This window comes from Dactylosporangium maewongense (assembly GCF_039531485.1).
GTDB classification, from domain to species: domain Bacteria; phylum Actinomycetota; class Actinomycetes; order Mycobacteriales; family Micromonosporaceae; genus Dactylosporangium; species Dactylosporangium maewongense.
The window spans coordinates 191,244-213,963 of record NZ_BAAAQD010000023.1; the positions used below are offsets into that span (position 1 = coordinate 191,244).

Annotated in this window: 15 protein-coding genes; 10 read left to right on the forward strand and 5 right to left on the reverse strand. The window is 74.6% G+C overall.

Annotated features, from left to right (window positions below):
* Position 1: 1 nt before the first annotated feature.
* From ABD332_RS43815 to ABD332_RS43830, 4 genes are all read right to left on the reverse strand, one after another.
* Positions 2 to 760: a hypothetical protein gene (locus tag ABD332_RS43815; RefSeq protein ID WP_344510101.1), complete on the reverse strand. Its 759-nt coding sequence runs from the start codon at positions 758 to 760 to the stop codon at positions 2 to 4.
* Positions 757 to 1,755: a hypothetical protein gene (locus tag ABD332_RS43820; protein ID WP_344510102.1), complete on the reverse strand. Its 999-nt coding sequence runs from the start codon at positions 1,753 to 1,755 to the stop codon at positions 757 to 759. Before ABD332_RS43820 ends, ABD332_RS43815 begins: the two co-directional genes overlap by 4 nt.
* Complete coding sequence (locus tag ABD332_RS43825; protein ID WP_344510103.1) at positions 1,752 to 2,063, reverse strand: hypothetical protein; 312 nt, start codon at positions 2,061 to 2,063, stop codon at positions 1,752 to 1,754. The genes ABD332_RS43820 and ABD332_RS43825 overlap by 4 nt, the downstream gene beginning before the upstream one ends.
* A 72-nt stretch (positions 2,064 to 2,135) precedes the next feature.
* The gene (locus tag ABD332_RS43830; protein WP_344510105.1) at positions 2,136 to 4,583 is read right to left on the reverse strand and encodes a PASTA domain-containing protein; all 2,448 of its coding nucleotides are present in this window, start codon (positions 4,581 to 4,583) and stop codon (positions 2,136 to 2,138) included.
* A gap of 89 nt (positions 4,584 to 4,672) precedes the next feature.
* On the opposite strand from ABD332_RS43830, the gene ABD332_RS43835 reads away from it, so the two are divergent.
* From ABD332_RS43835 to ABD332_RS43875, 9 genes are all read left to right on the forward strand, one after another.
* On the forward strand, positions 4,673 to 5,341 hold the full coding sequence (locus ABD332_RS43835) for an FHA domain-containing protein (protein WP_344510107.1): 669 nt from the start codon (positions 4,673 to 4,675) through the stop codon (positions 5,339 to 5,341).
* A 104-nt stretch (positions 5,342 to 5,445) separates the two neighbouring features.
* Positions 5,446 to 5,709, forward strand: a complete 264-nt coding sequence (locus ABD332_RS43840) for a WXG100 family type VII secretion target (protein ID WP_344510109.1) — start codon at positions 5,446 to 5,448, stop codon at positions 5,707 to 5,709.
* Between the two features lie 24 nt (positions 5,710 to 5,733).
* On the forward strand, positions 5,734 to 10,053 hold the full coding sequence (locus ABD332_RS43845) for a type VII secretion EssC family protein (protein ID WP_344510111.1): 4,320 nt from the start codon (positions 5,734 to 5,736) through the stop codon (positions 10,051 to 10,053).
* 80 nt (positions 10,054 to 10,133) lie between these two features.
* The gene (locus tag ABD332_RS43850) at positions 10,134 to 11,660 is read left to right on the forward strand and encodes a serine/threonine-protein kinase (protein ID WP_344510113.1); all 1,527 of its coding nucleotides are present in this window, start codon (positions 10,134 to 10,136) and stop codon (positions 11,658 to 11,660) included.
* Between the two features lie 12 nt (positions 11,661 to 11,672).
* A complete protein-coding gene (locus ABD332_RS43855; protein WP_344510115.1) occupies positions 11,673 to 12,650 on the forward strand; it encodes an AAA family ATPase in 978 nt (325 codons plus the stop codon).
* A complete protein-coding gene (locus tag ABD332_RS43860) occupies positions 12,647 to 13,765 on the forward strand; it encodes a DUF58 domain-containing protein (RefSeq protein ID WP_344510117.1) in 1,119 nt (372 codons plus the stop codon). The genes ABD332_RS43855 and ABD332_RS43860 overlap by 4 nt, the downstream gene beginning before the upstream one ends.
* A gap of 23 nt (positions 13,766 to 13,788) precedes the next feature.
* A complete protein-coding gene (locus tag ABD332_RS43865; protein ID WP_344510119.1) occupies positions 13,789 to 15,915 on the forward strand; it encodes a transglutaminase TgpA family protein in 2,127 nt (708 codons plus the stop codon).
* A 122-nt stretch (positions 15,916 to 16,037) separates the two neighbouring features.
* Positions 16,038 to 17,357, forward strand: coding sequence for a discoidin domain-containing protein (locus ABD332_RS43870; protein WP_344510121.1), 1,320 nt, complete (start codon positions 16,038 to 16,040; stop codon positions 17,355 to 17,357).
* A gap of 48 nt (positions 17,358 to 17,405) precedes the next feature.
* Positions 17,406 to 18,623: a heparin lyase I family protein gene (locus ABD332_RS43875; RefSeq protein WP_344510123.1), complete on the forward strand. Its 1,218-nt coding sequence runs from the start codon at positions 17,406 to 17,408 to the stop codon at positions 18,621 to 18,623.
* A 22-nt stretch (positions 18,624 to 18,645) separates the two neighbouring features.
* Here ABD332_RS43875 and ABD332_RS43880 read toward each other — a convergent pair whose 3' ends face one another.
* Complete coding sequence (locus ABD332_RS43880) at positions 18,646 to 21,228, reverse strand: helix-turn-helix transcriptional regulator (RefSeq protein WP_344510125.1); 2,583 nt, start codon at positions 21,226 to 21,228, stop codon at positions 18,646 to 18,648.
* 209 nt (positions 21,229 to 21,437) lie between these two features.
* On the opposite strand from ABD332_RS43880, the gene ABD332_RS43885 reads away from it, so the two are divergent.
* A complete protein-coding gene (locus ABD332_RS43885; protein ID WP_344510127.1) occupies positions 21,438 to 22,706 on the forward strand; it encodes a discoidin domain-containing protein in 1,269 nt (422 codons plus the stop codon).
* The last annotated feature ends 14 nt before the right edge of the window (positions 22,707 to 22,720 follow it).

Below are 22,720 nucleotides of genomic sequence, written 5' to 3' on the forward strand. Positions count from 1 at the left end.
GTCAGCCTCGGTTCGCGCGGGCGGGGACGGGTTCAAGGAGGAGCTGCCGGAGCCAGGCGGTGACGTCGTCGACGGGTTCGGCGGCCACCGTGTCGTCGTGGACCTCGACGGTCCACAGCGGACCGGACTCGGCGGCGAGCAGCACGGCCGAGGCGGCGTGGTAGGTGCCGTCGGCGGCGCCGCCGAACGGGGTGACCCGGGCGGCGTACCGGCAGCCGGCGACCGCGTGCGTGAACGGCGCCGCCGGGCCGTGCTCGACGCGCCGGCGGAGCTCGGTCCGGGTCAGCCGTTCCGCGCCGGCGCCGTGGGGCGGGTGGGCCGGGGCGGCGAGCAGGTCCCGCACGGTGGTGAGCAGGTCGGTGGGGGAGTGCCGCAGCCGGTGGTCGCCGTCGGTGGTGGCCTCGTGCAGGACGACCGCGCCGCGGCCACGGGACACCAGCGTCATCGTCGAGGCGGCGGGGGTGCGCACCCGGACACCGACGACCAGGTCGGGGTCGAGCGTGGCGTCCAGGAGCTCGCGGTATGCGGGGGCGACCTGCCAGCCGCCGGCGCACGACTGGACGATCCCTCGCATCCGCAGCCCACCGGTGAGCCGGCGGGCGACCGCCGCCCGCTGCTCCGGCGCGGCGGCGGCGACCAGCGTCGGCCCGAGCCCGGGGAAGCCGGCCCCGGGGAAGCCGGCCCCGGCGAGGCCGTAGGCGAGGGCGTCCAGCTCATCGGCGGTGGCGAGCAGTGCCGGCGGCGTGACGGGGCCGTTCACAGGATGCCACCCACGAAGTCCTTGACCTCGCCGGCCGCGTCGCCGACGGCGTGCACCACGTCGTCGCCGTGTTCGAAGCCGACGAAGTCGACGGCGTCCAGGGCCATCACCGACGCGTCGAACGTGAAGAAGACGGCGGCGTCGACGCCCTTGTCGGCGACGGTACCGGCGACCGGGACGACGTTGAGCACGTCGCTCGCCAGGTGCAACCCGGAGCCGACGGTCGCGGTGGTGTCCCGCAGCACCTCGAGGCCACCTCGCGCGCCGGTGTGTTTCTGGTTGAACAGCTGACGGCCGTCCTCGAGCAGCAGCGCCGCCGAGCCGCCGGGGATCGCCCAGTTGCCGACGCGTCTGAGGCGGCGCAGGCCGTGGCCGTCGCCCGCGAGCCGCCGGATCCAGTCGGGTCGCTTCGCGGCCGGCACCCCGGCGCGCCGGGCGGCATGACGCAGCGCGTCGGCGGCGGCCGTTGCGTGCCAGGCGAGCGGGTAGCGCAGCTGCCACAGCGCCCGGTCGACCGCCTTGAAGTGCTTGAGCCCCTGGTAGTAGCGCATCGCCTGCTGCGGCAGCTTCGAACCGGTCACGTCCTCGCCGAACAGGTCGACGCCGGTGCGGGTGATGTTGCCCAGCCGCCGGGTGGCGCCGGCGTCGCGTCCGTACCGTCGGCGCAGCGCGCGGTCGCCCTGGAACGCGCTGGTGACCTTGCCGAGACCGGCCCCGGCCCAGAAGGTGGCGTCGAGCGCGGCCAGCTTGCCGACCGTCGCGGCGAGCCAGCCGGCGTCGGCGCGCAGCCCGCGGGCCGCGGCCTCGAACCGGACCGCGATGCCGCCGGCCACCGCGGCGGTGTCGCCGCCGATCCCGGGCAGGTCGGCGACGGCCGCCTGCGCCACCCGCACCGACCCGGCGGCGTCGTCGAGCGCGTGGGCCGCGCCGCGCAGGGTGCCGGCGAGGCCGTGCAGGTCGTCGAGGTTGAAGACGTACCGGACGACCGGGTTCATGGTTGGACCGCCTTCCACGCGAGGTAGAGGTCGCCGTAGTGCTTCGACATCCGGTCGAGGTCCTCGGCGAGTTCGGTGAGCCGGTCGGCGGCGGCACGGAGGTCGTCGGTCATGTCGCCGGTGCGTTGCTTGAACCGGCTCGCCGACGGGCTTTCGAACGCGGCGCCGGCGGTGCCGCGTCCGACGGCTCGGACGGCCGCCTCGGCGCGGATCGCCGCGGATCGCAGGACCGCCGCCTGGGTGGTGGCCGTCTGCGCGTACTCGGCGTAGCGGGCACCGTCGATGAGAACAGGGTCGCGCGGGAGCATGCCCCAAGCGTTGCCGGTGGCGGGGAACCCTTCAATGGGAAGGGTTCCCCGCGACGTCGCGGCGCGTGACGGTTACGGGCGCGGCCAGACGTGGCAGAGGGTGAAGTCGTACTGCGAGCCGAACCCGGCGGCCACGAAGGCGTTGTACTCGCCGCTGCCGGGCTCCGCCCAGGCCCACGCGGCGGCGCCCGGGTGGAACAGCGCCCGGATCGGCACGGTGCCGGGGATCTGGTCGACGAAGCAGGCGAACGCCGGCCCGTCCATGACCCAGTTGGCTTGCGTGTTCGGGTTGGCGGAGTAGTAGTAGCCGCCTGCCTCGCCGCAGCCCCGTTCGCAGTGCGACTGGTAGATGACCATGAGGCCGGGTACGCCGCCGGCGGCCGAGACCGGATACAGCCGCCCGATCGTGCTCTGCTGCGACCAGCCGGCGGGCCCGCCGCCGCCCGGCGACAGGAAGTTGCCGCGTCTGGCGCCCGGTGCCTTGAACCGGTTCATCGGCACCGGGGTCCTCGACTGGTAGGCGATCGTGACGGCGGTGCCGACCGGGAGCGCGGTGCCCGGCGGCTGGTCCTGCGCGACGACGACACCGATCGGCGACAGGATCTGGGCGGTGTCGCTGCGGTTGCAGCCCAGCTGCTGCTGCGCGAGGTTCGCGCACGCCTCGTCGGGGCTCATCCCGACCAGGTTCCCCACGCCGCCGTGCGCGTAGTGGTCGAGGGTCACCGTCGCGCCCGGCGCCAGGCCCGTGCCGGCGGCCGGCTGCTGGGCGATCACCACGTACGCCGGGGTGCCCGGGCCGAGGCTGTGCGGGGCGCAGGTCAGACCCGCGGGGCAGGCCACGTTGGACGGCTGCCCGACGAGGTTCGGCACCGCGATCATGTCCGGGTAGGTGACGGTGACCGGCGTGCCGGTCGCCGCGGCCGTCCCCGGCGCGGGGCTCTGCGCGGTGACGACCCGGACCTGGCTGCCGTCGGCGGCCAGCCCGCCGACCTGTTCCCGGCAGGTCAGGCTCGCCGCGATCAACGCCCGGCAGGCCTGGCTGGCGGGCAGCTTCGTGACGTCGGGCACCTGCGCGGGCCCACGGTAGAAGACGGTCACCGTGCTGCGCGGGTTGACCCGCGACCCGGCCGGCGGGTCGGTGCCGGTCACCTTGTCGGTGTCGGCCGGGCCGTCCGGCTGGGCCACGAGCCTGCACCGCAGTTGGCGGCTGAGCTGCGCCAGCCGCGCGCACGCTGCGGTGCGGTCGACGCCGACCAGGTTCGGCAGAGTGACCGGCTGCTGCGGCGCCGCGCTCGCCGAAGCCGACGGCTGGGAGCCGCTGGGGCTCGCCGACGGCTTCCCCGATGGCTTCGGCGCCGCTTTCGGCGACGGGCTCGGCTTGGTCGCGTCGGTGAGGTCCGTGGTGGTCGGCCGGCCGTCGGCGTCGAAGGTGATCACCACGGCGTTGTCGTGCGGGTCGTTGACCCAGACGTGATCGTCGCGGGTGAAGACCTGGAACGAGTCGGAGCGGCCGGGGACCGGTTGCTCGGTCTCCACCTTGCCGCTCGCGGTGTGCACGACGATCACGTGCCGGGCGGTGAAGTCCGGCAGGTACACGCGGTCCTTGTGGATGACCGGCGGGCCGAACCGGTGACCGGCGCGGCCGGGCAGCGCGATCCTGCGCACGTCCCGTTCGTCGCTGAACTCGCCGAGGACGAGCTCACCCGTGCGGGCGACGGCGACGGCGACGGTCGCGGCCGCGCCGGGGGCGGCCAGCACCCCGAACGTCGCGTCGAGGTCGAGCACGCGCTTCGGACCGTCCGGGCCGTACATGCCGGCCTGCCCGGTGTGCGGTACGTAGATCACCGGTGCGCCGCCGACGAGGGTCAGCTCGGCGCGCTCGCCGGCGCTGAGCACGCGCTGTCGTGACTTCACCTTGTCCTTGACGATCTCCACGAGCTCGCCGGAGGCGGGTGCGTATCCCCAGGCGGTCCCGGCTCCGTCGACCACCGCCCGGTCGACCGGCGGCAGGTCGGTCACCTGGGTCTGCTGCCCGGCGGTGCCGTCGAGCCGGCTGACCGTGCCGCGTTGCGAGTCGAGGAGGTACGCGTCGCCGCCGCCGCTGACCACGGTGAGCTTGCCCTGGGAGTCGGGTCGCTTGTCGACGGTCTTCGGATCGAGGGTGTCGGTCGGCAGCAGGGTGACCGTGCCGGTGTCGTTGTTGACGACGTACACGACGCCGGGCCGGACCTGCACGACCTCGAGCGTCTGCTTGCCGGTCGCCAGCTGCTTGGCGACCACGGCGTCGGCGTCGCGGTTGTCGGCGTTGACGTGCACGATCCTGGTGTCCTTCTGCAGGAACGCCCCACCGTCGCCGTACGCGGCGCGTGAGGACCGGTAGCCGACGCCGAGCCCGACCGCGATCACAGCACCGCACAGCACGACGGCCAGGGCGGCTCGGTTGACCCGTTCTCCGGTCAATGACGCGCGGCCCGGTAGGCGCAGCGGCATGGACCTGAGCCGGGCGGTGAAGCCGGACATGGCACTCCCTCGGTTTGTCGGCGTGGCCGAGAATAGCGACGATGCCGGTCAATCGGAGCGGCGGTCGGACGGGAAGGGTTTCCCAACGGATGCGTGTTGAAAGCGGTGGACAGGCGCTGACCTTGGTCGATGAAGATCGACTGACGTTCGGGCGGGCGAAGGAGTGCACGATCTGTCTGGACCCGGGTGACGCGGCGATCTCGCGGATCGCCGGGACGATCACCAGGGAGGGGGACGTCTGGTGGTTGACGAACGCGTCGACCACCCGGCCGTTCGCGGTCGCCGACGAGTACGGCTTCCGCAGTGTCCTGCCGCCGGGCCGGCGGGTCGCGGTCGAGCGGCCGGTCACGGTGCTCGTCGATGGCAGCCTCGCCCAGCACGATCTGCGGCTGACACCGCCGTCCGCACCGCTACCGGCCGGCGAGCCCGTGGCGGAGCCGCTCACACCTGCCGTGCCGACCGAGGTCGGTGCCGCCGTGGTGATCAGCGCGGCGGACCGCCTGGCGATGGTGGCCCTGTTCGCGGGGTACCTGCGGGAGCCGCCGCAGTACGACCCGCACCCTCGCACGTACGCGGCCGCGGCCGCGCGCCTGGACTGGCCGCGCACGACCCTCGTGAAGCGGATCGAATACCTGCGGGCCCGACTTGACGAGGCCGGTGTGCCCGGCATGACCGGCCACAACGCACTCGTCGGCCTGGCCGAGTACGCGCTGAGCCGGGAGCTGATCACCCGCGACGACCTGCGTCTGCTGCGCTGAGCACCCGCCGGGGGCACCGGGATTGGGGAGCCTTTCCGATGTCGCCGGTGCCGGCGCGGTCCCTACGTTGAGTGGCGAACAGTCCACCAGCGAAGGAGAGTCCCATGTCGGTGATCGGCGGCGAGATCGGGCAGTTGCACACGCTGAACGGCAACTTCGCCCGGCAGAGCAGCACGGTCGACAGTCTGCTGCGTGATTTGCGCACCGCACTGGCCAACACGTACTGGCAGGGCGGCGCGTCGGAACGGTTCCGCTCGTCGTGGAGCAGTGAGTACGAGCCGGCGCTGACCCGCCTGTCGGTGGCGTTGCAGGACGCGGCGGACGAGGTGCGGCGGCGTGCCGACGCCCTCGAGCAGGCCGGCGGCTGAACCGGCGACATGCGGATCACGGGCATGGAGCGTGAGGTGCGGGTCGCCACGGACGGCCGGGAGTTCGCGACGAGGGTCCGGGCCGGGGCACGGGCGACCGTCGAGGATCTCGCGCGGGCCCTGGACTGCGCCGGACGGCAGCTGTGGCTGGCCGGCCGGCCGCTGCCCGGCACCGCGCGGCTGGTGGACCTGACAGTGCCGATCGGCGCGCTGCTGCGCACCGACGCCGGACCAGGCGGTCCGGAACATGACCGGGACGGGGTCGAGCTGGTCGCGGTCGGCGGGGCGGGCGGCGCGGCGCGGGCCGCGCTCCCCGCCGGCAGCACGGTCAGCGTCGGCCGGGCACCCAGCAACGACCTGGTGATCGCCGACCCCGAGGTCAGCCGGGTCCACGCGACGGCGCGGCCCACCGCGACCGGGTTCGAGATCGCCGACGCGGGCTCCCGCAACGGCGTCGCGCACCGCGGGGTGCGGCTCGTCGGCGCCGCCGAGGTCGCGCCCGGCGAGGTGTTCTCCGCGGGCGAGACCGTCTTCACCGTCCGGCCCGTCGATCCGGCCGACGGGCCGGTCGGGCCGGTCGCGGAGGACGGGACGGTCCCGTACAACCGGCCGCCGCGCATCGGCGCATCCGCGGCGGTGGCGCGGTTGAGCGTGCCGCGGCGGCCGGAGCGGCCGCGAGCGGTGCGCTTTCCGCTGCTGGTGATCCTGCTGCCGCTGGTCATCGCCGGGGTCATGTACAAGCTGCTCCCCGGCGCCGGCTACTTCCTGATCTTCCTGGCGCTGTCGCCGGTGCTGATGCTGGCGACGGTGCTGTCCGACCGGCGCAGCGGCCGCAACGAGCACCGCGCGGCGGTGAAGGAGTACGAACGGGCGCGGGCCGCCCTGGTCACCGATCTCGAGCGGCTCGCCGACGAACAGGGCCGGGCCGGCCGTGACGCCTGGCCCGACCCGGCCCGCCTGCTGGGGATCGCGAGCGGTCCCGGCCGGCGGCTGTACGAGCGCCGGCCGGCCGACCAGGACTTCCTGCACGTCCGACTCGGACTGGGCACCGCGCCGGCACGGGTCGACCTCGACGGCGAGTTCGACATCCCCGCCGTCGAACACCTGCCGTCCACCGTCGACCTGGCGGCGGCCGGTGTGCTCGGGCTGGCCGGTCCCAGGGAAGCGGTCCTCGCCACGACCCGCGCCGTACTGGCGCACCTCGCCACCCTGCACGCCCCGCACGACCTGGGCATCGTGGTGCTGACCGGCACGGACGAGGCACCGGAGTGGGAGTGGGCGAGCTGGCTGCCGCACACCGTCCCGCACACCGCCGACCTGGCATGCCAGCGGATGATCGCCACCGACGCGGAGCAGGCCCGGGCGCGGCTGACCGAGCTACGCCGGATCGTGGCGGCGCGCCGGGCCGAGCGGCAGGCGGCGCTGCGCGCGTCGGTGCCGGCCGGCCGCCGGATGATCGTGGTCGCGGACGGGGCCCGGCGGCTGCGTGGGCTGCCGGAGCTGGCCGAACTGCTCACCGACGGTCCGGATGCAGGGGTGTACGCGATCTGCGTGGACGTCGAGGAGACAGACCTGCCGGCTGAGTGCCGGGCCACTGCCGTGATCAGCGCCCCGTCGGGGACGCGGGCCCGGCTGCGGCACCCCGACGGGCGGGTCCTGGACAACATGCTGCTGGACCGGCTCAGTGCGGCCGACGCCGCCGCGCTGGCGCACGCCCTCGCTCCGTTGCGGGTCCTCGGCGGCCGCTCCGGCGACGACGGGGGACTGCCGGACACCGTGCGCCTGCTCGACCTCGCCGGGCTCGGGCACACACCCACCGCGGAGGCGGTCGCCCGCAGGTGGGCCGCCAGTCCCGGCGGGCGGTCCGCGACCGTGCCGCTGGGGGTCGGCGCCGGCGGACCGTTCAGCATCGACCTGAGCCGGGACGGGCCGCACCTGCTCATCGCCGGCACCAGCGGCGCCGGCAAGTCCGAACTGCTGCAGACCCTCGTCGCGGGCCTGGCCCTGGTCAACCCGCCGGACGCGCTCGCCGTCGTGCTCGTGGACTACAAGGGCGGCAGCGCGTTCGCCGAATGCCGGAACCTGCCGCACTGCGCCGGCATGGTCACCGACCTCGACGGGCATCTGGTCGCGCGGGCGCTCGCCTCGCTCAGCGCCGAGCTGCGCCGCCGGGAGGCGCTGCTCGCCGAGGCCGAGGCCAAGGACATCGCCGAGTACTGGGCCACGACCGGCGGCCGGCTGCCCCGCCTGGTGATCGTGATCGACGAGTTCGCGTCGCTGGTCGAGGAGGTGCCGGAGTTCGTCACCGGCGTCGCCGGGATCGGCATGCGCGGGCGCAGCCTCGGCGTCCACGTCGTCCTCGCCACCCAACGGCCGGCCGGTGTGGTCAGCGCCGAGCTGCGCGCCAACCTGAACCTCCGGATCTGCCTGCGGGTTACCAGCGCGAGCGAGAGCAGCGACGTCGTGGACGTCCCCGACGCCGTGCGACTGTCCCGGCACCTGCCGGGCCGGGCCTACCTGCGCGCCGGCCACGGTGACCTGGCGCTGCTGCAGGCGGCGCGGATCGGTGGTCCGCGCTCCGCCGTGGTGGACTCCGACGAGTCGGAGGTCCTCGTCCGGGCCCGGACGGTCGGCTCGCTCGGCCACCAGCCGCCGCCGCCCGCCGCGCTCGACGACGGGGCCGAGACCGACCTGGCGGTCCTCGTCGACGCGATCCGGGGCGCCGCGGAGCACGCGGGACTCGCCGCGCCGGCCAGCCCGTGGCTGCCGCCGCTGCCGCCGGTCGTGGTCGCCGCCGATCTCGCCGGGCCCGCGGTGGACGGCCTGGTCCGCGTCGCGGTCGGCCTCGCCGACCTGCCGTCGCAGCAGGCGCAGCGCCCTTACGTGCTGGACCTCGCGTCGACCGGCCCGGTCCTGGTCGCGGGCATGGCCCGCAGCGGCCGGTCCACGGCGCTGCGGACGATCGCGGCCGGGCTGGCCAGCGCCGCCGGGCCCGCCGACGTCCACCTGTACATCCTCGACCAGGGCAACCACGCCCTGGCCGGGCTCGCCGGGCTGCCGCACTGCGGCGCGTACGTGGACGGCGACGACACCGACCGCACGGCGCGTGTGCTGCGGCTCCTGGACGCCGAGATCGGCCGGCGTCAGCGGCTCCTCGCCGCCGGCGGGCACGCGTCGCTGGCCGAGCAGCGGGCCGGCTCCAGGGACCCGCTGCCGTACCTGGTGCTGATCATCGACCGGTACGAGACGTTCCACGCCCGGTTCGCCGAGCTCGACGGTGGCAGGCTCGTCGACGCCGTCGACGCGCTGCTGCGGCGGGGCCCCGCGGCCGGCGTGCTGACCGTCCTGTCCACGGACCGGTCCGGGTTCACCCACCGGCTCGCCGGTGCGGTCGCGACGCGCCTGGTGCTCGTCCACGCCGACCGTGACGACCTCGCCGCGTACGGGATCAACCCGCGGGAGGCGCCGGGTGAGATGCCGCCCGGCCGGGCGATCGCCTGCCCCGGCGGGCAGAGCGTGCAGGTCGCGCTGCTCGACCCGGAACCCGACGGCGCCGCGCAGGCCGCCGCGCTGGACCGGCTCTGCGCGGCGACCCGCCACCGCTGGGACGGCGTGCCCGCCGACGCGCTGCCCCAACGGGTCGACCCGCTCCCGTCGATGATCACGAGCACCGATGCAGAGGCGCTGCGCAGCGCGCCGCGGGCCGTCGGCGCGGTCACCGTCGGCGTCGGCGGTGACCAGCTCGGCCCGGTCGACGTCGACCTGGCGGAGCTGGGCAACGCGTTCCTGATCTCCGGGCCACAGCGCTCCGGCCGCAGCGGCGCGCTGCTGCAGGTCGCCCGGTCGCTGGTGGCGCGGCCGGCGCCCGTCGTGGCCCTCTGCCCGCGCCGGTCGCCGCTGACCGACCTCGACGGGCTCGCCGCCGCCCTCGTCGGCACCGAGGACGCCGCCGACCTCGCGCTCGTGCTGCAGGAGGTGGGTACGCCGGTAGCGGTGCTGGTCGACGACGCGGAGCTGCTCGCCGAGGGCCCGGCGGCGCTGACCCTGGAGACGCTGGTACGAACGGCCCGCGACGCCGGCAGCGTGATCGTCGCCGCCGGCACCACCGACGACCTGCAGCAGCACCGTTACCGGGGCTGGCTGGCGATGCTCCGGCGGGCGCGGACCGGTCTGCTGCTCAACCCACTGTCGCATGTGGACGGCGAACTGTTCGACATCCGGCTGCCGCGCTCGACCGCCGGCGGCTGGCCGGCCGGCCGCGGTCTGCTCGTCACCCGTGGACAGTACTCGGCGGTACAGGTTCCGGCGTCGTCGAGCACCGAACCCCGTGAGTCGGTGCGATGAGCGGGAGTCGCTATGGTGTGGACACCGCGGTGCTGTCGCACCGCCCATCCGCTGCGGACCACACCCCCACTGTGGAGATCATGACCGACGATCCGGCGGCTCAGCCGACGCTGCCACCGACGACGCCCTACACCCCGGCCGGGTCGCCGCTGGGCAGCGGATACCTCCGTGACAGCGTGATCGGCCAGGGCGCCAACGGCCGGGTCTGGCGCGGGATCCGCCGCGCGGACAGCCAGCCGGTGGCGATCAAGGTGCTCCGGGAGGAGTACGCGGCGGACCCCGAGGCGGTCGCCCGGTTCCTGCGGGAACGCAACGCGCTGCGGGCCGTCGTCCACCCGAACCTCGTCCGGGTGCTGGACCTCGTCGTCGAAGGCGACACCCTCGCGATCGTGATGGAGCTCGTCGACGGGCTCGACCTGCGCGGCGCGGCGAAGCGCGGTTTCACGACCGACCGGGCGGTGACCGTGCTCGCCCAGGTCGCCGCGGCACTGGCCACGGTCCACGCCGCCGGCATCGTGCACCGCGACGTGAAGCCGGAGAACGTACTGATCACCTGGCGCGGCGGCGAGCCGTGGGCCCGGCTCACCGACTTCGGCATCGCGAAGGTCGCCGGCGGCGAGGACCTGACCCAGCAGTCCATGGTCGTCGGCACCCCCGCGTACCTGGCGCCCGAGCTGGCGATGGGCCGGCCCGCGAGCCCGGCCGTCGACGTGTACGCCCTCGGCGTCACCGCGTACGAGCTGCTGGCCGGCCACCGGCCGTTCGCCGGCGACCACCCGATGGCGTTGCTGCGGGCGCACCTGGAGGAGGAACCGGCCCGCCCCGACGGGCTCGCCGACCCGGTGTGGTCGGTGATCCAGGCCTGCCTGGCCAAGCGGCCCGCCGACCGGCCCGAGGCGGCCGCCCTCGCCGAGCGGTTCGCCGACCTGCAAGGGCACACCGGGACGTTGCCGCCGGACGCGCCGCCGCCGACCCCGGCCCGGCCGGCCGGCGTCGCCTTCCGGGACGCCGCACCGGACACCGGTGCACCGCCTGAGGGAGAGCCCGCGCCGGACACCGGCGCACCGCCTGTGGGGGAGCCCGCGCCGACCGGCCCGCGGTCCCGGTCGGTCGTCCACGACGATCTGCAACCCACCGCCGGGGCGACCCTGCCGGTGCCGGACGCGCCCGCGCCCGCGCCGGCCCGGCGGCGCCTGCTGGCGCCGATCCTCGGCCTGCTGACGCTGCTGGTCGCGGCGGCCGCGGTCGGCCTCTGGACCGGCCGGCCCGACAGCACCGGCAGCCCCGCGACGGCCGGGACCAGCAGCGCCGCCGGTCCGAAGAGCCAGCTCTACCCGGTGCCGGTGACCGCCACGTCACCCCAGGCGGGCGTCGTCCGGCTGGACTTCCGCGACGCCTCCACCATTCCCGGCTTCGTCTCGTACGTGATCTTCCGGGACCGCGAGAAGATCGGCGACGCGCCCAAGGACCAGCCGTCGCCGTACCTGGTGCGCGGGCTCGACCCCCGGACCGAGTACTGCTACCAGATCTGGGCGCTCGTCATGACCGACGTGCCGCCGCCGCCCGGACCACCAGCCCCGTGCCTGGCCGCCACCGGCGGTAAGTGAAGGAGTGCCCCGATGTCCCAGGCAAGCGACCCGGCCGGCTACTTCGCCGAGCAGTACACCGCCGTCCATGGCAACGTCTCAGGCGCGCTCACCGGCAAACCCGACGCCATCCGTCTCGCGCTGACCTGCTTCTTCGCCGGCGGGCATCTCCTCGTCGAGGACGTGCCGGGCGTCGGCAAGACGACCCTCGCCAAGTCGATCGCCGCGTCGATCGACGCCGACTGGCACCGCATCCAGTTCACCCCCGACCTGCTGCCCTCCGACATCACCGGCAGCACCGTCTACGACCAGCACAGCGGCGAGTTCTCCTTCCGGCCCGGCCCGACCTTCGCCCATCTGGTCCTCGCCGACGAGATCAACCGCGCGTCGCCGAAGACGCAGTCGGCGCTGCTGGAGGTGATGGAGGAGCGGCAGGTCACCGTCGACGGGCGCAGCTACCCGGTGCCCGTGCCGTTCCTGGTCGTCGCCACCCAGAACCCGGTCGACCTCGAAGGCACCTACCGGCTCCCGGAGGCGCAGCTCGACCGGTTCCTGCTGCGGATCAGCATCGGCTACCCGGACGTCGACGACGAGCGGGACCTGCTGCTGGGCCGCTCCCGCACCGGGACCGCCGCGCGGCTCACCCCCGTCACCACCGTCGAGCAGATCCGCTGGATGATCGAGTACGTCCAGCAGGTGCACGTCGCCGAGCAGATCGCCGACTACGTGGCCCGCATCGCCGCCGCGACCCGCGCCGACCCGCGGCTGCAGCTCGGCGTCAGTCCCCGCGGCAGCCTCGCGCTGCTGCGCGCCGCGCAGTCCTGGGCCGCGACCGACGGACGCGGCTACGTCGTCCCCGACGACGTCCGGGCCGTCGCGGTCGCCGCGCTCGCCCATCGGCTCCTGGTCCGCCCGCAGGCCGAGATCGAGGGCGTCCACCCCGCAGACATCCTCCGCGACGTTCTCGAAACGGTGCCGGTGCCGGTGCCGGAGGTGGCCGGACGCCGATGAGACCCACCGGCACGGGCCTGGTCGTCGGGCTCGGCGGCGGCGTGCTGGCCGCGGCGGGCCTGACCGCCGGCCTGCCGGCGCTCGTCGGGATCGGCGTCGCCGGGCTGACCCTGCTGCTCGGCGCGGTCGCCCTGGTACTCCTACCGGCCCGCCTCGACGTGACCCGTGCCGCCACCCGGACCCGGCTGACCGTCGGCGACGCGGTTCGCGCCGACGTCACGGTCGTCAACGCCGGCCGGCTGCCCACCGGCGTCTTCGAGGTCCTCGACTCCTTCGACCGCGAACCGCAGCGGATCACGGTCCCGCCGCTGGCGCCCGGCGCGCGGTTCGCCGACTCGTACGAGATCAGCACCCGCCGCCGCGGCGTCATCGCGCTCGGACCGGTCCGGCTGGAACGCCGCGACCCGCTCGGGCTGGTCCGCCGCGGCGAGCCGCTCGCCCCCGCACTGTGGATCTGGGTGCACCCGAAGATCCACCCGCTCAAGGCACTGCCGATCGGCGTCGCCGTCGACTTCGAGGGTGAGATGATCGACCGCGCGCAGCACGGCTCGACCGCGTTCGCGTCGCTGCGGGAGTACCGCGCCGGCGACGACTTCCGGCAGATCCACTGGAGGACCACGGCCCGCGTCGGTGACCTCGTCGTGCAGGACCGCGTCGACACCACCGAACCGTCCACCACGGTCCTGCTGGACACCCGCGCGGCGGTGCTGTCACCGGAGCGGTTCGAGGAGGCGGTTGCCTTCGCCGCGTCGGTGGTGTCGGCCGCCGGCCGCGGCGGCCACCCGGTCACGCTGCTGTGCAGCACGCCGACGGACCCGCCGCCGGTCACCGCGCTCGACCGGCTCGCCGCGGCCGTCCAGGACGGCGGCGACGAAACCGGACTGCTCGCGATGGTCCGCGGCACGCCCGGCGGCGGGACGATCGTCGTCGTCAGTGGTGAACCGGGCGGGCTCGTCCCGCTCCTGGGTGCGCAGCGGCGACGGTACGCCCGCATCGTGCTCGTGCAGATCGGCGACTCGACCGGGACGTCGCTGCGCTCCGGGGTCTCGATCATCTCCGCGCCGACCGTCGAGGTGGCCGCGCAGGCGTACACCCGGCTCGGCGGTGGACGGTGACCGAAACGGCGACCCGACCGGCCGTGACAGGCCCCACCGCGAGGAAACCCGGCGCGGCGCTGCCGCGCGCCGGACTGGCCGGACTGCTCGCGTTCGCCCCGGTCGTCGCACTGGCGCCCGCATACGGGCGGACCGGCGTCGAGGCGCTGACCGAACCGGCGTACGCGCTGCCGATGCTCGGCGCCGTCGCGCTCGCGCCGCTGACGTGTCTGCTCGTGACGGCCGCGTCCGGCGAGGCCCGGCGCGTCCCGCCGGTCACCAGGCTGACGATCGCACTCGCCGCGCTCGCCGGGTACGTGCTGCTGATCTTCGGGCTGTCCCCGGCGGAGCTCGCCGCCGGCCCGTTCCGGCTGCTGACCAGCATCCCGCCGCTGGACCCCGACGGCGCCGAGCTCGCGGCCTGCACGCTGTTCGCCGGGCTCGTCGCGATCGGCACGGTCGAACCGGCGCTGCGCCGCACCGCCGCCGGGTGGTCGCTGATCGCCCCGGTCCTGGGCACCGGCATCGCCGTCCTGCTCGCCGTCCCGGGCCGTCCGGCCACCTGGCTCGCGCCGGCGTTCGTCACCGTCACCGTCGGGCTGCTCGCGATGACCGCCCGCGAACGCCGACCGGTCTCGACGGCCTCCGCCGGATTCCGGCTGCTGCCATCGGTCGCCCTGCTGGCCCTCGCCGCCATCGGTGCCGCCGGCGGGCTGCTCGCCACTCCGCTGCTGACCCTCGCCGGTGACCCGGAACCGGTCGACCTGCGGCTCCTCGCCGACCAGACCGTCCAGCCACGGGAGGGGACCAGCCCGCTCGCCCAGTACCCCGCCCTCAGGTCCGGCAAGCTGACGTTGCGGCTCACCGTCCGGTCGGCGCAGCCCTCGACGCGACTGCGGTTCGCGACGCTGGACCGGTTCGACGGGACGTACTGGACGAGCGCCGCCACGTACCGCCGTGCCGGGACCCGCCTGCCGGCCCCCGACCGGGACGGCGTCACCGTCGAGGACGAGGTGCACGTCGAGGACCCCGGCACCTTCGGCTGGCTCGTCGCGACCGGCCGACCGGTCCAGGTTTCCGAAACCGGGCTCGGCGTCGACACGCAGACCGGTGACGTCGTCATGCCGGCCGGCCGCCCGGTTCCGCGGCAGTACACGGTCCGCAGCCTGGTGACCGAGCCCGACCCGGCCGCGCTCGCCGGTGACACACCCGCCGCGTACACCGGAGAACGGCCGCCCGCGACACTCGTCGGTCACGCGACCCGGCTGGCCGGCGCGAACGGTGGATACCCGGCGCTGCGCCAGCTCGCCGACCAGCTCGCGTTCGACGGCGGCTTCTCCGTGAGTTCGTCCAACCGGCCACCGACCGGCCACGGCCTGTTCCAGATCGACCGGCTGCTGACCAGCCACTCAGGCACCGCCGAACAGTACGCGTCGGCGTACGCGCTGATGGCCCGGGCCCTCGGCTACGACGCCCGGGTCGTCGTCGGCTTCCGCCCGTCGACACCCGGCAGGATCACCGAACGGGACGTCGACGCCTGGGCCGAGGTCCGTTTCGCCGGCGCCGGATGGGTCGGGTTCTACCCGACGCCGGGCTCGCGTCAGCGTGCGCCGGAGCCGCAGCCGGCCGAGCAGGACGAACCCGTCGAGCCCGCACCCACCACGACCCCGGCACCCCTGACCGCACCCTCCAGCGACTCCACAGTGGACTCCTCGGCAACCGGCGGACCAGCGGCCGGCAACGGTCCACAGTGGATCATTGCCGGACTGGCTGCCGGCGTCGCCGTCATGCTGCTCGCCGCCCGCCCCGTTTCGCGGGGCCTCGTCAGACGGCGCAGACGGACCGCGCCCGACCCGCGCCGGCGCATCTACGGCGCCTGGCTGGACGCCCTCGACCGGTACGCCGACGCCGGCCTCGCCTGGCCACCGTCCACGACATCCGGGCAGGTCGCCGCCGCGGCGGCGGAGCGCTTCCCCGCCGTCGGCGAGCCGACCCGCAGACTGGCCCGGCTCGCCGACGCCGCCGGATACGCGGCCGCGCAACCGACCGCCGGCGACGCTGATCACGCGTGGACGCTCAACGGGGTGGTGCGCGGCGAACTGGCGAAGGCGACCCCCTGGTGGCGTCAGCTGCTACCGAGGCTCACCAAGGGCCGCGAGAGGCGTCAGTAGCTGAAGGTTTGAGTGTCATCTACTCATGCGTCCGGATCGGAGCACCTCGATTCTGGTCCTGTCGGTGACCGCTCGCCCGCGAGGTGTCGCGGGGTGGTCGAATCCGCCGCGCAGGAGGGACCATGCTCCGTCGACCCCTGTTCGTCCTGTTCACGATCGTCGTGGTGCTCGCGGCCGCGGCCCCCGTACACGCCCGGCCACCGGCCGACCCGCTCGCCGCATCCGCCGTGACCGGCTGTGGCACACGGCAGACGCCGTCGGTGGTCAGCGCCAGCACGTACGAGGATGTCAACCCACCCGCTCAGGCCGTCGACGGGAATCTGGACACCCGCTGGTCCGGCTACGGCTTCGGCGCCTACCTCCAGCTCGAACTGCCCGCCCGGGCCACCCTGTGCGCGGTGCAGGTGGCGTGGTTCCGCGGTGACGAGCGCTGGAACGACTACACCGTCTACACGTCCGCGGACGGCACGACGTACCGCAACGTCAACGCGGGCCGCAGCACCGGCACCACGCGGGCGATGGAGACCTACGCGTTCACCCCGCACGAGGCGCGCTTCGTCCGGATCGCCTTCTGGCAGAACGCCTCGCAGCACCTGTGGGCCAGCATCAGCGAGGCCGCGGTCCTCGGTGTGGACGCCACGGGCGGCACGCAGACCGTCGTGGCGGTCGGTGACATCTCGCAGACGTGCGTGACCGCCGACTGCCCGACCGCCCGTACGGCGGCGCTGACCGGGCAGATCAACCCGGCGCGCATCCTCGGGCTGGGCGACCAGCAGAACGGCAACGACACCTACGAGGACTTCCTGCGGTACTTCGACAAGACGTGGGGGCCGTTGAAGGGACGGTTCCACCCCACGCCCGGCAACCACGAATACGAGGTGGCCGGCGCCGACGGCTACTTCCGCTACTTCGGCCCGGCGGCGAAGCCCCAGGGAGCCAGCTGGTACAGCTTCGACCTCGGCAACTGGCACATCGTGTCGCTCAACTCGGAGTACGACCGCAACGAGGGCGGCGCCCAGCTAGCCTGGCTGCGGGCCGACCTGGCCGCGACCACCAAGCCCTGCATCGCCGCCTACTGGCACCGGCCGAAGTTCAGCTCCGGCAGCGGCCACGGCAACTTCCCCAACGTGAAGCCGTTCTGGGACGCGCTGTACGCCGCCGGCGCCGACCTGGTCCTCAACGGCCACGACCACGACTACGAGCGGTTCGCGCCGCAGCGCCCCGACGGCGTCGCGTCCCCGGCCGGCATCCGCGAGTTCGTCGTCGGCACCGGCGGCGCGGGCCTGCGCCCGTTCGGCGCCACCGTCGCCAACAGCGAGCGGCGCATCGCCGGCACCCACGGCGTCCTGCGCCTCGACCTCGGCACGAACGACTACACGTGGCGGTTCGTCGACATCGACGGCGCCACGCGCGATCAGGGTGGCCCGGTCGCCTGCCACTGAGCCGCCCGACACCTTCGACAGCGAACACCCACAGAGGAGGTACCCCCGATGACATCACGATGGCGGCCGCTGCGGGCGCTGCTGGCGTGCGGTCTGGCCGCGGCCGGACTGGCGCTGGTGTCGCCCGCGGCCCCGGCCCAGGCCGACCCGGTCGGCGTGTTCGAGACGCTCAATTTCGAGGATCCGGCCGACCGTACTGTGCCCCCGCCCGGCTGGATCAAGCAGGCCGCCCGCACCGATTCGATCCAGATCGTCAGCGACGTGAAGCGCGACGGCGGATACGCCGCCAAGTTCGACCTCAAGAAGGACGACGCGATCGTCTCCAACGGCAAGCGCTCCGAGCTCAACCAGTACGACAACCAGCCGGCCAACGTCGAGCGGTGGTACGGGTTCAGCATCTACCTGCCCACCTCGTGGGTGTACGACCGGTCGCCGGAGATCGTCAGCCAGTGGCACCAGTGCGACGCGGGCCGGTGCACCGGCGGCTCCCCGCCGCTGGCGCTGATGACCGAGAAGGGCCGGTGGATGCTCGACATGCCGCTGCGCTCGCAGAAAGTGGACCTCGACGCCTACAGCACGGGCACCTGGACCGACTGGGTGTTCCACGTCGTCTGGCGCACCGACGGAGGCGGGCTGCTGGAGGTGTGGCGCAACGGCGTGTACAAGTTTGGCTTCCAGGGCCGCACGCACGCCGACTCGCAGGGCTCGCCGTACTTCAAGTTCGGCATCTACAAGTGGGACTGGAAACCCGGCAGCACGAACCCGTCGGACACCACGCAGCGGACCATGTACTACGACGCACTGCGCATCGGCGACCAGCGCGCCACGTTCCCCGACGTCGACCCGGCCCGCTCCGGCGGCGGCCCCTGCAACCGCGCGCAGCCGGTGGCGGGGGTGTCGGCCAGCACCTATGAGGCCATCAACCCGCCGCAGAACGCGGTCGACGGCAACCTGACGACGCGCTGGTCGGGTTCCGGTTTCGGGGCGTTCCTGACGGTCGATCTGGGCGCTCAGCGGAGCATCTGTGGTGCCGGGGTGGCGTGGCATCGTGGTGACGTGCGGTGGAACGACTACACGATCTACACGTCGGTCGACAACGTGACCTACGTGAAGGCGTGGGAGGGCCGCAGCAGCGGCAAGACGTTGCAGCCCGAGGTCACCACGTTCCCGGCCCGGCAGGCCCGCTACGTGAAGTACGCGTGGTGGAACAACGCCGAGGGCAACGGCTGGGCCAGCATCACCGAGGCGACCGCGCTCAGCCAGTGACGCGGCGGGCCGGCGGCGGGCCTCACCCGCCGCCGGCGGCCAGCGGGGCGAGCGCGAGCCGCTCGGCGAGGTGCCGGCGACTGCCGATCGCCAGCTTCGTGTAGGACAGCTGCAGCAGGTTGCCCACGGTACGCACCGAGATGCCGAGCCGCTGCGCGATCTCGCCGTTGCGCAGCCCGGCGGCGGCGAGCGCGCACACCTCCCGCTCCCGGGCGGTCAGCCGGGCGGAGGCGGTGGGGGACGGCAACCACGGCGGCGCGTGGCCGGCGCAGCGCTCGGCCGCCCGCTGCCGCGCCCGATTCGCCGCCGCCGGCGCGGCCGGGCCGTGGGCGGCCGCGGCGGCGGCCTCGAGGGCGAAGCCGTGATACCCGAGCGCGTCGAACCGGTCCGCCACCCGCAGCAGCGGCGCCGCCCGGCCGCGCAGCAACGCCTCGGCGTGCTCGGCGAACAGGTCGAACAGCGGACTGTCGCAGCGGGCAGCGGCGTCCCGCAGCCGCCGGACGGCCGCGGACCGGGCGGGTGCCAGCCGGACGTGCAGGTACGCGCACTCGACGCCGGTCGTGAGCCGGCCCGCGGCGAGGTACCGCTCGGCCAGCCGGTCGGCGCGGTCGGCGGCGTGGGCATGCCGGCCGCCGTAGGCGAGGACGAGCACCCGGTCCAGCTCAACCCGGTCGCACAGCGTGCTGCCCGGGGCCACCCGGTCGTCGATCGCGGCGAGGATCCGCCCGGCCCGGTCCGCCTCGCCGAGCGCGGCCAGGCACACCGCGTACTGCCCGGCGATGAACACCCGTACCGGGAACGGCGTCCGCTCGTCCGCCAGCGCGTACGCCTCGCGCAGCGCCGGCAGTGCCCGCGCCGGCTGGCCAGACCACCACTCGGCGACGCCGACGGCGTGCGCGGCTACCGCGGCCTCCTCGACGCAGGACCGCCGCAGCGCCCCCGCGTAGTGCCGCCGGGCCAGCGCGAGCCCCTCGCGGAGCCGGCCGGTCAGGACCAGCGCATACGCCTGGCAGGCCCGGGTCGACATGCGTACCGCCGTCCAGACCGCCGGCGCCGGTTCCGGGTCGCGCTCGACACACACCTGTCCCGGTTGCCCGCGGAAGGTCAACAGGTAGGTCCCCAGCGCCTCGGCGACGTCCCGGATCAGCGGCCCGCCGCCCCGCGCGTCGACCGGCGCCCCGGCCCCGCCGGTGAAGAGCGCGACGGCCTGTGCGGCGATCGTGAGCTCCACCGAGCCGTCGGGACGTGGCACATGCTGCCGGGCCCGCTCGACCTCGGCCGCCGCCTCGTCGGTGCGCGACAGTCCCCAGAAGAGGTTCAGCACGCGGGTGGCCGCGGCGCGCGGATCGTCGGGCCGGTCGAGGCACAGCTGGCACAGGATCCGCTCGGCCTCACCGGCCCGGCCCAGCGCCACCAGCGCCTCGGCGTGCAGCAGGGCGCCGTCGCGGCCGGGCACGTGCCGAGCCAGCCGGGCAGCGAGCGCCGGACGCCCGGTGCCGAGCGCGTCCCCGGCCGCGGCCAGCAGTGTGGCCGGCGGGACGGGCTCGGCCGCCTCCAGCCGCCACCACGCCTGCAGCGGTCCTCTCGGCCGATCGCCGCCGGCCGGGTCGGCGGCCCGCACCAGGTCGCGGAAGAGCCGGCGACGGCGCAGCGACCCGACGGACGGCAGGACGCCCTCCACCTGCAGCGGGTGCGCCGGGCGCAGTACCGTGCCCGCGGCGCCGGTCGTCCGCACGACCCGCCCGGCGCTGACGAGAGCGTCGAGGGCGGGACCGGCGACCACCGCGCGCAGGACCGCCTCGGGCAGCGGCCCCGCCACCGCCAGGTACTCCAGCACCTCAGAGCCGCCGTCCGGCAACGGCTCCGCGTCCACCGCCGTCAGGTCGAGCCAGCGACGGGGATCGCCGACCGCACCGCGCCAGGACCACACGTCCCGGACGGCGACGAGCCGGCCGCAGGTGAGCCCGACACCGACCAGCCGGCGCAGCACGAGCGGGTTGCCCCGCGCCGCCCGCCACAGGCCGCGGACCGTCATCCCGTCGACCGGGCCGCCCAGCGCGCCGGTGAGCAGGGCCGCCGTGGCCCGCAGCGGCAGCGGCCGCAGCGGCAGCTCCACGACCGGTCGCCGCTGCCACCAGGGCGGGCTGGCACCGGCGTCGGGGCGCGCCGTGAGCAGCAGGCCCGCGCCGGTCCGCTCCGCCAGTTCGTGCACGAGCGCGGCGTCCGCCGGGGTCAGGCGGTCCGCGTCGTCGACGCTGAGCACCGTCGGGCGGCCCCCGGCGAGCGCACGCAGCGCCCGCGCCGCGGCGGCGACCGACGGTGCCTCGGCCAGGGAGGAGCCGGCGCCCGCGTCCGTGAGCAGTGCCGCAACGGCCGGCGGGGCGACCGGGGAGGCGGTGGCGGCGGTACGGGCGACAAGCGCGCCGCCCGTACCGCAACGGTCGAGGACCACCCGGGCCAGCCGCGACTTGCCCAGCCCCGCCTCGCCGGTGACCACCACGGCGGAGGACCGCCGCAGCAGTTCGACGGCGCGCCGGGCGATGTCCGCGCGGCCGACGAGCGGCCAGCGCTCCACGGCCGCGGACACCCCGGGCCCCGTGGTCATCGGAGTGTCCCCGGCAGTGCGGCACGGCGATTGAGTACGGATCGCTCATGACCGGCACCCGCCGCCAGGACGACGGTGAAGGCACGGTGCGCAGGTGTCGCGTCGTGTAGCCCACCGGAACGGAGGCCGTACCCATGCCCACAACCGCACCCCGATCCAGACCCGGACCCGACCGCGCACCCGCACCCGGGCGCCGGGCGCTGCTCGGGATGACCGTCCTGGCGCTGGCCGCCACGACCGTGCTCACCGCGGCGGCGGCCGGGCCCGCGGCAGCCGCGGCCGCGACTCCGATCGGCAACGACGTCGACGGCGTCGCCATGATGTACCCGACGAAGGCCGGCGGGCAGGAGTGGCGACTCGACGACAACCCGGCCGCCGACGATCAGCTCGACGGGCCGGCGCTCAAGCGCAACCCGGACGGCACCTTCAAGGTGACCGAGGCGGACACCAGACTGGGCGTGTTGAGCGCCACCTACGACCACGACGACGAGGACGACCTGGTGTGGTCGCAGCCGACGCTGCGCAGGGTGGGGTACCAGCACGACGCGTCCGACTGGCGCGACGTGGAGCTCACCGGCTACGTCCGGCTCAACAAGACCTCCAACACCGACGAGGAGTTCACCTGGTACGCCCGCGGCGCCCGGCACACCGGAAACGGCGACACCCCGGAGACCTGCTGGGGTACGGCGTACAAGGCGAACCTGCGTTACCGCGACGGCGCCACGCGGTGGCAGAAGGAGCTGTTCCACGACGGCGGTGACGGCTACGCGAGCGGCTCCTGGCAGCATTCCGGAGCATCGGTGCAGGGCAAGCTCGTCGGCTTCAAGGCCGTCATGTTCAACACCCCCACCGGGGTGCGGATGGAGACGTACCTGGACCGTTCCAACACCAACACCTGGACCGCGGTCGCATCCTACGACGACCAGGGCGGCTGGGCGATCGACGAGGACAACCGCTGCGGTGGCACCCGCGACGAGGTGGTGCGCTGGGGCGGGCCGATCGCGACGCTCCGGTGGGATCTCGCCTCCGACGTCGACGTGACCCGCCTCAGCGTCCGGGAGATCGACCCTCGGGCCACGTGCAACCGTGCGCAGCCGGTGGCCGGAGTGTCGGCCAACACCTACGAGGCCGTCAACCCACCGCAGTACGCCGTCGACGGCAACCTGACCACCCGCTGGTCCGGCTACGGCTTCGGCGCCTACCTCACCGTCGACCTCGGCACCCAACGCACCATCTGCGGCGCCGGCGTCGCGTGGCACCGCGGGAACCTGCGCTGGAACGACTACACCATCTACACATCGGTCGACAACGTGACCTACGTGAAGGCCTGGGAAGGCCGCAGCAGCGGCACCACACTCCAACCCGAAGTCACCGGCTTCCCCGCCCGCCAAGCCCGCTACGTGAAGTACGCCTGGTGGAACAACGCCGAAGGCAACGGCTGGGCAAGCATCACCGAAGTCACCGCACTCAGCGCGTAAGGACCGTGCCCCGT